This window comes from Bartonella sp. MR63HLJHH (assembly GCF_042194155.1).
GTDB lineage: Bacteria > Pseudomonadota > Alphaproteobacteria > Rhizobiales > Rhizobiaceae > Bartonella > Bartonella grahamii.
The window spans coordinates 1-9,893 of the sequence record NZ_JBHIMN010000022.1; the positions used below are offsets into that span (position 1 = coordinate 1).

Consider the following 9,893-nt stretch of genomic DNA (forward strand, 5'->3'; position numbering starts at 1 on the left):
AAAGATCCGCAAAAACGGGCGCAAATATATGCTGATTTACAACGTGAACTTATGCAAAAAGGACCTTATGCGTTTATCTATCAGAAATATGGCGTCGTCGCGATGACACCGGATATCAAAAAGTGGGTTTGGAATAGTGCACCGCATATTTTTTATAGTAAAATTGAAAAATAAGCGTGTCTTCAATGGTGTTCAATAGATAAAGGACATCGTCATGATATATTCGGCGTATTGTATAAATTTTTAAGCTTTGCAATACGTCGAAGATCATAGGTAATGCGTGATATATTGTTGAATGTCTTTTCAAGACATTCGTTTAAAGAGATTTTTCATTCTCATTAGAGGTGTATTTGTGTGGATGTTAAGATTGAATATTTCAATTTCTCTGAATTGAAAAGTGGTCAATTTATTTGTTAAAAAGCTGAGTGTAACATAAAAAACTAAGTGTAACAAATGTCGCGGAATTTAGTAGTGCTAAAGGTGCAAAGGTTTTGCGATGTTGAAAGAAAGTTTTGTTATGGGGGGTACACAAGGGGTATCAGTTTTTTATGGTGTTCATATTTTCTTTTGCTTTGAAAGATGATGAGATGCCAATTGGGAGGGAGTTATTTTACGGGGAGTGATGAAAAACAATCAAATTTCCTTTTGAAGAAGGAATAAAAGTCGTTGCACTTAGCAAACTAACGAATTTTCCTGTTTTATCAAATCGTCAAATTATTATGAAAGCTCTTTGTTATTAAGGTACTTGAGCCGAAAGGGCTAGTGCTTTGATGGTATGCAAAACGCCGGAAGAAATAAGAGACAAGCTTGCTGAACAAGATAGAGAAAAAATATTGGTTTTATAGTCTTCAATAGTAGGCGTTATGATATCGTGGATAAGCTCTGTTGTTGGTGAGCGTTCATTATATATCAGAATATATCAGAGTGTTTTCCTTTGTATGTTTTTGTTTGGCTTGTAAGTGTAGGCAGGAGGAGTCATTGGCAAGAGGTGCTTGTTCTTGAAGATTTTAAAGCTTGGTCTTTAGGAGCCTATAGTTCGTCTAAACTTAATTATTAAGCACGTTTTGCTGCATGGGGAATTTATACAATAAACGTTAAAAGGAAAAGTCTATGAACGTGAAAAGAAAAATATTGAAAAAGAGCTGTTCTTTTGTTTCTGCTGTTCTTGCAATGGGGATGTTTGTGCAACAAGTTTCAGCAAAAACACCTACCGATACGCTTGTAATGGCTTGGAATCTGGATCCAATAAGTACATTTGACCCTGCACAACTCAATGACCGTTATGGAATTGAAGTGGTTAACAATATTTGTGATAATTTGGTCGTTTCTGCTACAGATGATGCAGCTAAAATGGTTCCTTCTTTGGCAAAGAGTTGGGATGTTTTAAGTGATGACCAGAGTACGGTGATTACTTTTCATTTGCGCGATGGTTTAAAGTTTAACGATGGTAGATTAGCCAATGCCAATGATCTTGTTTGGGGTATGAAGCGGGTTGTGAAATTGAAATTGTCCAATGCGGCAACATTTAATGAATATGGGATTACAGAACAAAACGTTGATGAGGCTTTTCAAGCACCGGACGACAAAACGGTGGTGATGAAATTTGATAAACCTTATCCTGCAGAGCTCATTCTTAGCAATATTTCCACTAATCGCACTGCTGCCTTGCTGGATCGTGAGACACTCATGAAAAACGAACAAGATGGCGATATGGGAAACCGGTATTTGGCAAGTCATTCTGCTTGTGTTGGTCCTTATCAGTTAGAGAGTTGGCGTCCTGGAGAAGCTCTTTTATTGCGTGCAAGCTCCAATTATTGGGGGGAAGCGCCTAAATTGAAGAAGATTTTAATTCGCCATGTTGCGGAGCCTGGAACGCAACGTTTATTATTGGAAAAATACGATATCGATGTTGCACGTAATCTGATGCCAGAGGATTTGTCAGATCTCCAAGCAACAACGGATATTAAGGTTGAAAAAGTGTTGGCGCCCTCCATGATTATATGGGGTTTTAATACGACGAACCCTATTTTTGCTAAGGAAAAAGTGCGTTTAGCGATGCGCTATCTTATTGATTATGAAGGACTCAGTAAGACCCTTCTCAAAGATGTTGGTATTCCCCGTGCAAGTTTTATTCCTCTTGGTAATCTTGGGGCTTTAGATGAAAAAGAAGGACAACCCTTTAAACTTGATCTCCAAAAAGCAAAGGAACTTTTAACAGAGGCAGGTTATCCGGATGGTTTTGAGGCCAATATTTTTGCAGGGGCATCTCCTTATCCTTTTGCTTTGCCTATTGCTCAGTCTCTCCAAGACAACGCAAAAAAGATTGGGGTACATTTTAAAATTGAACGTTTTGTAGGTACGCAGTTGTTTTCAAAATTTTATGCGCGTGGTTTTGATACGATTTTTTTCGGATGGAATAATGGCTCTGCGGACCCCCATACAATGGCTTCACGTCTTATTTACAATCCTGATAATCGGTTTGAGGCAAAAAATACAGGCTACGCTAGTTGGTGCCATGGGTATTTTGATAAAAGTATGAATCAAAAGGTTAAGGATGCGTTGTTTGAAAAAGATCCCCAAAAACGGGTGCAAATGTATGCTGATTTGCAACGTGAATTTATGCAGAAAGGACCCTATGCTTTTATTTATCAGACATATGTTTCTGTAGCGATGACACCTGATGTCAAAAAATGGGTTTGGAATAGTGCCCCACGTATTTTTTATAGTGCAATTGAAAAATAAGAAGGTATCAGGTTTATAAAATATAAAAAACATGATCATGATATATTTGACGTATTGCAAAGTTCTTAAATGCTTTGCAATACGTTGAAGATTGTGAATAATAGAGGATATATTGCTGAGTGTCTTTTCAAGATTTCTATTTCAAAAGAGATCTTTCATTCTCATTAAAGATGTGTTTTCTTGGATGTTTAAGACTTAATATTTCAACTCCCATGAATTGAAAAGTGGTCAATTCATTTGCTGAAAAAATTAGTACAACAGATGTTGTGGCATTTAGCATTGCTAAAGGAGAAAAGACTTTGCAATATTGAAGAAAAGTTTTGGTGTGGAGGTGAAGAGAAATATCAGTTTTTTATGATGCCTATGTTATGGTTCCTTTTGTTTTGAAAGATAACACTCCGCAATTGGAGGGTATTATTTTATGGGGAGTGATGCAAAAATTCAAATTTTCTCTTGAGAAGGAGGGTAAATAATCAATTTCAGCAAATTACAATTCATTCAAAATCATCAAAATATCAAATTTTTATTGAGGCTCTTGAAGTAACCGGAGGTGGTGTTTTCGCGACACTTTTTAGAAAATCAAAAAAGAAATTTGAAGCAAAAGGTCTGATTGATAAAGCAAAAGGAAACTTTGCCTGATATGTCCCAAATTGTAAGCACTGTGATATCTCCAACAGATGCTGTTATGCCTAATACCTTCGTTTTATATCAGATCGTTTTCTGTTGAGTTTTTAATTTTATTTCGAGGAGGTATGTTTTCTAAGTCTAATCTTATTATTTCTTGCACGTTATTGTTGCATGGAGAACTTATACAATAAATTTTAAAAGGAAAAGTCTATGAACTTGAAAGGAAAAATATTGAAAGGGAGCAGTGCTTTTGTTTCTGCTGTTATTGCACTGGGGATTTTGGTGCAACAAGTTTCAGCAAAAACACCTGCCGATACGCTTGTGATGGCTTGGAATCTTGATTCAATAAGTACATTTGATCCCGCACAAATTAATGACCGTTATGGTAATGAAGTTCTTGTCAATGTTTGTGATAATTTAGTTGAACCAGCTAAAGATAATGCAGCTAAACTTGTTCCCTCTTTGGCGAAGAGTTGGGATGTTTCAAGTGATGATCAGCGTACGGTGATTACTTTTCATTTGCGTGATGGTTTGAAGTTCAATGATGGTCGTCCTGCGAATGCCAATGATCTAATTTGGAGCATGAAGCGGGTTGTTAAATTGAAGATGGCTACTGCGGCGACATTTAATGAATATGGTATCACAGAACAGAATGTTGATGAGGCTTTTCAAGCACCGGACGACAAAACAGTGGTGATGAAATTTGATAAACCTTATCCAGCAGAGCTCATTCTTAGCCATTTTGCCACTAGTCGTACTCTTTCTTTGCTTGATCGTGAGACACTCATGAAACACGAAAAAAATGGTGATATGGGAAACCGGTATTTGGCAAGCCATTCTGCTTGTGTTGGTCCTTATCAGTTAGAGAGTTGGCGTCCTGGAGAAGGGATTTTATTGCGTGCAAGCTCCAATTATTGGGGTGAGGCGCCTAAATTGAAGAAGATTTTAATTCGCCATGTCGCGGAGCCTGGAACACAACGTTTATTGTTGCAAAAACACGATATCGATGTTGCACGTAATCTAATGCCAGAGGATTTGGCAGATCTCCAAGCAACAACGGATATTAAAGTTGAAAGAGTGTTAGAGCCATCCGTGATCATATGGGGTTTCAATGTGACAAATCCTATTTTTGCCAATGAAAAAGTGCGTTTAGCGATGCGCTATCTTATTGACTATGAAGGACTCGGTGAGACTCTTCTCAAAGATGTTGGTGTTCCACGTGCAAGTTTTATTCCTCTTGGTAATCTTGGGGCTTTGGATGAAAAAGAAGGACAACCCTTTAAACTTGATCTCCAAAAAGCAAAGGAACTTTTAACAGAGGCAGGTTATCCGGATGGTTTTGAGGCCAGTATTTTTGCTGGTACTTCTCCTTATCCTTTTGCTTTGCCTATTGCTCAGTCCCTTCAAGACAATGCAAAAAAGGTTGGGGTACGTTTTAAAATTGAACGTTTTGTGGGCACGCAGTTATTTTCAAAACTATCTGCACGTACTTTTGATACGATTTTTTTCGGATGGAATAATGATTCTGCGGATCCTCATACAATGGCTTCACGCCTTATTTACAATCCTGATAATCGGCTTGAGGCTAAAAATACAGGCTATGCGAGTTGGTGCCATGGGTATTTGGACGAAACTATGAATCAAAAGGTTCAAGATGCGTTGTTTCAAAAAGATCCCAAAAAACGGGCGCAAATGTATGCTGATTTGCAACGTGAATTTATGCAGAAAGGACCTTATGCTTTTATCTATCAGACGTATCACACAATAGCGATGACACCTGATGTCAAAAAATGGGTTTGGAATAGTGCACCACGTATTTTTTATAGTGCAATTGAAAAATAAGAAGGTATCAGGTTTATAAAATATAAAAAACATGATCATGATATATTTGATGTATTGCAAAGCTCTTTAACACTTTGCAATACGTTGAATTTTATCGGGAATGGATTACTATGTTGTGTAGAGAATTTTATTTCAGGAATTCTTATGAAAGATGTGTTTGTGTGGATGTTAAGATTGAATATTTTAACTTCTATTGATACAGCTTTCGGATGGAATAATAACTCTGGAGATCCCCATACAACGGCTCCAAGCTTTTTTATAACTCGGATAATCGGTTTGAAATTCGAAATATAAGCTGTTCTAGCCGGTGTTATGGATATTTTGATGAAGCTATAAATAAAAATTTTAAAGATTGTGTTGTTTCAAAAAGATTTACAGAAACGGGCGTAAAGAATTGAAAAATGGTAAGTTTGTTTAGTGAAAAAACAGGTGTAACAAATGTGGCAGAATTTACTGTTTCCGAAATAGCAGGAGCTCTAAAGCGTGTTGTTGAAGAAAAGTTTGGTTATGTACGGGTGCGTGGGGAGATATCAGGTTACCGTGGTACTCATGCTTCAGGACATGCTTATTTTGCTTTAAAGGATGATAAGGCACGGTTGGAAGCTGTTATTTGGCGTGGAGTGATGGAAAAGCTCAAATTTCCTCCTGAAGAAGGGATGGAAGTGGTTGCTGTTGGTAAACTTACAACTTATCCAGGGTCATCGAAATATCAAATTGTCATTGAGGCTCTTGAACCAACGGGGGTTGGTGCTTTGATGACACTTCTTGAAAATCGTAAGAAAAAGTTTGTGGAAGAAGGCTTATTTGATGAAGCAAAGAAAAAACCTTTGCCTTATATGCCTCGAATTATAGGCGTTGTCACATCACCAACAGGTGCTGTTATTCGTGATATTATTCATCGTATATCCGATCGTTTTCCGTTACATATTTTGGTTTGGCCTGTACGTGTTCAGGGGGAAACAAGTGGGAGAGAGGTAGCTGTTGCTGTTGAAGGTTTTAATGCTCTTGCTCCAGGAGGACTTATTCCAAAACCTGATCTTATTATTGTTGCACGGGGAGGGGGAAGTTTAGAAGATTTGTGGGGGTTTAATGACGAAGCTGTTGTTCGTGCTGTTTATGCCTCTGCTCTTCCCGTTATTTCTGCTGTTGGGCATGAAACGGACTGGACTTTGATTGATTATGTCGCTGATTGGCGTGCTCCAACTCCTACAGGAGCTGCAGAAAAGGCTGTTCCCGTTAAGCTTGATCTTGAAGTGTGTGTTGCGTCTCTTGGGGCGCGTTTGCGCAAGGGACTTGTACGTTCTTTTGATTTTCATCAACAAAAGTTGCGTGCAGCCAGACGAGGTCTTCCCACTGTCGACCAACTTTTTGCTCTACCGCGGCGTGGTTTTGATGAAATCTCAAATCGATTACAGCGTGCTCTTTGTGTGAGCTACGATAAAAAATGTTTTTCTTTTCATACTCTTCGTTTACGTCTTTCGCTACGTTTGTTAAATAGTGAAAAAGCACAACGCAATACAAAGGAATATACGGCGCGCCTTCATCGTGCTTTTGTGCGTAGTGTGGAAAAACAACGTGCCCAAATGGAGCTTGCATTCAGACTTTTAAAAAGCACTTCTTATCAGAATATTTTAGAGCGTGGTTTTGTTTTGGCTTTGGGGCAAGATAATAAGCCCGTTAAACGGTTGACTCAGTTTCCTGAAACAGGGCAAATAAATTTACGCTTTTTTGATGGTGATATCAGTGTTGCAATACAAGAACCTATTTTTTCTAAACGTTCAAAACACAAGCAGATAAAGCCGCCAAGCGATGATCAAGGAACTCTCTTTTAATACGGTTAATGCCATGCTTGCGGAAGGTCTTCTTAAGGGAGTGGATGGAAAAGTTCGTTGCGCATGGGCTGGAACGGATCCACTTTATTGTGCTTATCATGATAACGAATGGGGAAAACCTGTTTTTGAGGATATCTGTTTGTTTGAAAAAATTTGTCTTGAAGGTTTCCAAGCGGGGCTTTCTTGGTTTACAATTTTAAAAAAACGCTCTTTTTTTCGCATTGCATTTGATCACTTTGACTTTGAAAAGATTGCTCATTATGATGAGCTAAAGGTGCAAATGTTAATGCAGAATAAAGACATTGTTCGCCATCAAAGAAAAATTCAATCAGTGCTTAATAATGCACTTAGAGCACAGGAAATTATAACAGAGTGGGGGAGCTTGTCCCGCTATTTTTGGTCTTTTCAGCCACCACAATCAGAGCGTTATGAAAAGATAGACTTTCAAACACTGTCGGCTCATCCTACAACCCCTGCTTCTCTTTGTCTTTCTCAAGACTTGAAGAAACGTGGCTGGACATTTATTGGTCCCACAATTTGTTATGCTTTTATGCAGTCCGTAGGGATTGTTAATGATCATCTTGAAGGATGTTTTTGTCGATAAATTAGCCAACGTTCTTTTGTAAGGGTAATGATCAATAGGATAATAATTGAATTGTTTAATAAATGTATAGATTATACAACTCCACTGTATAAGATAATTAAAATATATAAACTATACAATATCAACGATTTCCTACTATTGTTGGCACTCAAAACGATAAAGGTATAATTTTGAGGATGAAAAAATAGATGCAAAAAGGAGTGATACCTTAACTGTCATGTATCTGAAGTTAGATAATGGTAATGTCTTGTATGTTTTAAAGAAACATCTAGTGTATCAAAGCCCATTTTGCGACGCAGCCCATGAATGGTATAATAGTCAATCCATTGTGCACTCCATCTTCACGCTTATGACGGAGCAAATCGGCACCATCACACACTTTACGAGCGTTCAATGTTGTGCAACAGTCTTTGGCATTTGAAATGGTTCAGAAGAGGTGTTTTTATTTCTGTTAATAGACATGACCGTTATAATAAGTAATGAATATTTTATTCATGTTTATTGACGAATGCAAAGTGGTTTTTAGAGGGCGTGCTGTTGTTGCATTGTTATATTTTACTTTGGTTGTATGGTAGTTGGTTTATTTGTGTGTAGGTCGATTGTCCAATACTTACCTAGGCAATAAAAATAAAATGCAGCGATGAAAAATTAAAGTTAAATGACTCAAGCTGCTTGTGTTGGGTTTTATTATCTGATAGTTTTCTCTTATTAGAGAGTGATCTTGCCGCGTGTGCGCTCCATTTTTGGGAAGGTGATTAAGCTCAGGCAGGCTTGTATCCACTACATTGCTTAGTTGAATCTCTGTATGTTTCTGCTGGAAACAAGAGTTTTGTTGCAGTATGTTGTTTTCTATTCTATTTTTATAGTGGTAAAGCAATGATGCGCACTAAAGTTTAGAAGGGTTTATATTCGTTATGTCTTTGGGGGGTGGTCTGATGAATTTTGTTTTTATCAATAGAGAAGTGCATTTTAGTGTGTATTCTTTTATTGCAAGCTTTATCTCTCAAAAGACAAAGCTTGGAAGGGGTGATTATTCTCATTGTTTCTTTGTTTTTGTTAACGTGTTTGGTTTTGTTGGTAAAAACGTAAAGCTTTTGACACTTGGTTTTCAAAAGATTAAGCAGATTTTTGTGGGGGGGTAGAGTTTTAGAAAAGATCTTTTCTTATGCCTTTCTGCTATTTTAGTGCAGTTTTGATCATGTAGTAAAGATGCACCGCATCTTGAAATTGAGTGTTTGAGGAGAATGACGATTTTTAAAGTTTGCATATTTTATTTTAAATACCGCCTAAAGGGATAGAATGGTGAATTCATAAATTTTTGCGCAATGATTTTTTTTAAAGCTTACCATTTTGGGGGCTACAAGGCTTATCGTTTTGATGATTAATGGGGCTGGTATACGGCATTATCGTATGCAAAGAAAGGTTATGAAAGAATGTGATACTGGTTAGCAAAACATATATTTCATGTTCGCTATGGTTTGATTGAGATGTAAGTCAATGAATTTATAAAGTGGATGACTCTGTATAGGCGATTAGAATGTATTTGTTCAATGTGTATAATTATAAATTTGCCATGTTATTTCAGCGTCATTAATTAATAAAAAATAAATAAAGGGAAACGTTTATGGACTCGAAGAAAACAATATTGAAAAGTAGCAGCTCTCTTGTTGCTGCTCTTGTGGCACTGGGAGTAGTTGTACAACAGGTTTCAGCAAAAACACCGGCTAATACTCTTGTGATGGCTTGGAATCTTGATGCAATCAGTACATTTGATCCTGCCCAAAGCAATGATGTTTATGCAAGTGAAATTATTGGAAATGTTTGTGATAATTTGGTCAGTACTGCGACAGATGATCCAACAAAAATAGTTCCGTCTTTAGCAACTCATTGGGATGTTTCAGGTGATGATCACAGTACGGTGATTACCTTTCATTTGCGTGATGGTTTAAAGTTTAACGATGGTAGATCAGCCAATGCCAATGATCTTGTTTGGGGTATGAAGCGGATTGTCAAATTGCAGATGGCTAATGCAGCAATTTTTAATGAATATGGAATTACAGAACAAAATGTTGATGATACTTTGCAAGCTGTTGATGAGAAAACAGTGGTGATGAAATTTGATAAGCCTTATCCAGCAGAGCTCATTCTGAATAATGTTGTTGCGAGTCGTGCAACAGCTTTGCTTGATCGTAAGACGATCATGAAACACGAAAAAAATGGTGATTTGGGAAATCAGTATTTGAAAA

Annotated in this window: 5 protein-coding genes and 1 pseudogene; all 6 read left to right on the forward strand. The window is 37.3% G+C overall.

Annotation, left to right across the window (positions count from 1 at the left end; genetic code table 11):
- Positions 1–174, forward strand: a pseudogene (locus ACFIKQ_RS08720) (ABC transporter substrate-binding protein); the annotation flags it as partial.
- 936 nt (positions 175–1,110) lie between these two features.
- Positions 1,111–2,742 carry an ABC transporter substrate-binding protein gene (locus ACFIKQ_RS08725; RefSeq protein WP_375653288.1) on the forward strand — a complete coding sequence of 544 codons (1,632 nt, stop codon included), beginning with the start codon at positions 1,111–1,113 and terminating at the stop codon, positions 2,740–2,742.
- Between the two features lie 837 nt (positions 2,743–3,579).
- On the forward strand, positions 3,580–5,211 hold the full coding sequence (locus tag ACFIKQ_RS08730; protein WP_375656283.1) for an ABC transporter substrate-binding protein: 1,632 nt from the start codon (positions 3,580–3,582) through the stop codon (positions 5,209–5,211).
- 401 nt (positions 5,212–5,612) lie between these two features.
- Positions 5,613–7,043 (forward strand): exodeoxyribonuclease VII large subunit, encoded by a 1,431-nt coding sequence (gene xseA, locus ACFIKQ_RS08735; protein ID WP_375656284.1) that lies wholly within the window; start codon positions 5,613–5,615, stop codon positions 7,041–7,043.
- The gene (locus ACFIKQ_RS08740; RefSeq protein ID WP_375656285.1) at positions 7,021–7,647 is read left to right on the forward strand and encodes a DNA-3-methyladenine glycosylase I; all 627 of its coding nucleotides are present in this window, start codon (positions 7,021–7,023) and stop codon (positions 7,645–7,647) included. The genes xseA and ACFIKQ_RS08740 overlap by 23 nt, the downstream gene beginning before the upstream one ends.
- Before the next feature lie 1,624 nt (positions 7,648–9,271).
- A partial coding sequence (locus ACFIKQ_RS08745) for an ABC transporter substrate-binding protein (protein ID WP_375656286.1) occupies positions 9,272–9,893 on the forward strand: 622 nt, incomplete at its 3' end.

What these genes read in the sequence shown, in the direction of transcription:
- ACFIKQ_RS08725 (WP_375653288.1), top strand. Translation starts at nt 1,111, where the DNA reads ATGAACGTGAAAAGAAAAATATTGAAAAAGAGCTGTTCTTTTGTTTCT.
- ACFIKQ_RS08730 (WP_375656283.1), top strand. Translation starts at nt 3,580, where the DNA reads ATGAACTTGAAAGGAAAAATATTGAAAGGGAGCAGTGCTTTTGTTTCT.
- xseA (WP_375656284.1), top strand. Translation starts at nt 5,613, where the DNA reads ATGGTAAGTTTGTTTAGTGAAAAAACAGGTGTAACAAATGTGGCAGAA.
- ACFIKQ_RS08740 (WP_375656285.1), top strand. Translation starts at nt 7,021, where the DNA reads ATGATCAAGGAACTCTCTTTTAATACGGTTAATGCCATGCTTGCGGAA.